Origin of the sequence: Hoeflea sp. CAU 1731 (genome assembly GCF_039888615.1) — a bacterium.
Taxonomy (GTDB): domain Bacteria; phylum Pseudomonadota; class Alphaproteobacteria; order Rhizobiales; family Rhizobiaceae; genus Flavimaribacter.
This window is the reverse complement of sequence record NZ_JBDQQS010000053.1, coordinates 1-1,160: the sequence shown is the minus strand read 5'-3', so window position 1 is coordinate 1,160 and position 1,160 is coordinate 1. Positions and strand designations below refer to the sequence as shown.

1 protein-coding gene and 1 pseudogene are annotated in these 1,160 nt (G+C 55.1%); one reads left to right on the top strand and one right to left on the bottom strand.

Features of this window, described 5'->3' with window-relative positions:
- The coding region (locus AAFN47_RS28085; protein ID WP_499812482.1) for an IS66 family transposase at positions 1-235 on the top strand (235 nt) is incomplete at its 5' end.
- On the opposite strand, the pseudogene AAFN47_RS28080 reads toward AAFN47_RS28085, so the two are convergent.
- Positions 163-1,040, bottom strand: a pseudogene (locus AAFN47_RS28080) (IS3 family transposase); the annotation flags it as partial. The gene AAFN47_RS28085 and the pseudogene AAFN47_RS28080 sit on opposite strands and share 73 nt — an antisense overlap.
- Positions 1,041-1,160: the final 120 nt, after the last annotated feature.

The following is a 1,160-nucleotide window of genomic DNA, read 5'->3' as shown; positions in this document are numbered from 1 at the left end:
CTGGGCTCATGCAAGACGCAAACTACACGACCTCACCCAATCCGGCGCGGCCCCGGTTGCGCAAGAAGGCTTGGCGCAAATCCAAGAACTCTATCGCATCGAAAAAGATCTGCGCGGTCAGACGGTAATCATCCCCTTTTTCAGGGGATTTAAAACTGGACTTCACGCAGCCTGTTTCAGTTTCATTGCCGGCGTAATGCCGCCGATGGCCATGTTGGGCCGTTCATTGTTGTAAGTCCATAGCCAACATGTGGCGTAGTCTTGCGCCTCCTCGATTGTCTGGAAGATGTACTGTCCGAGCCATTCATGTCGGACTGTGCGATTGTAGCGTTCAACATAGGCGTTCTGTTGTGGTTTGCCTGGCTGGATGTATGTGAGGCCGATGCCGCGTTTTGACGCCCATAGCTGTAGCGCTGCACTGACGTTTTCCGGACCGTTATCGACTCGAATGTTCAACGGTCGTCCGCGCCATTCGATGATCCGCTCCAGCGTTCGTATCACGCGCAAGGCCGGCAAAGAGATGTCGACCTCGATGCCAAGCCCTTCACGGTTGAAGTCATCAAGAACATTCAGCGTTCTGAAGCTGCGACCGTCCTCGAGTTGGTCGGACATGAAGTCCATCGACCAGGTTACATTCGGCGCATCGGGAACGGCCAGTGGTTCCGGCTTTTGTCGAACCAGCCTTTTCTTCGGTTTGATGCGCAGATTGAGCTCAAGTTCGCGATAGATCCGCCTGACGCGCTTGTGGTTCCAGCCAAAGCCTTTGACGTTGCGCAGGTAGAGAAAGCAAAGGCCGAAGCCCCAGCTCCGGTGGGCCGTGGTCAACCGCACCAGCCAGTCAACGATCTCTGCGTTCTCGTCGCTCAGTTTGCGTTCGTAGCGGAAACAGCTCTCGCTGATCGAGAATGTCCGGCAGGCCAGGGCGATACTCACACCTCGAAGCCGGACCGCTTCTCCGGCCATCTCCCGTCTTCGAGATGGCCGCGCTACTTTTTTCCAAGCGCATCCTTCAGCAGTTCGTTCTGCATCGCCATTTCGGATAACGTACAGAATCTTTCGCAAATTTGAGAATGAGGCTGGTGGCCTCTGAACTGTCTTAAGCTGGTTTTGCGAAGAATCAGCCACCGACAGGAGAAGCCACCATGGCACAGGATAACACG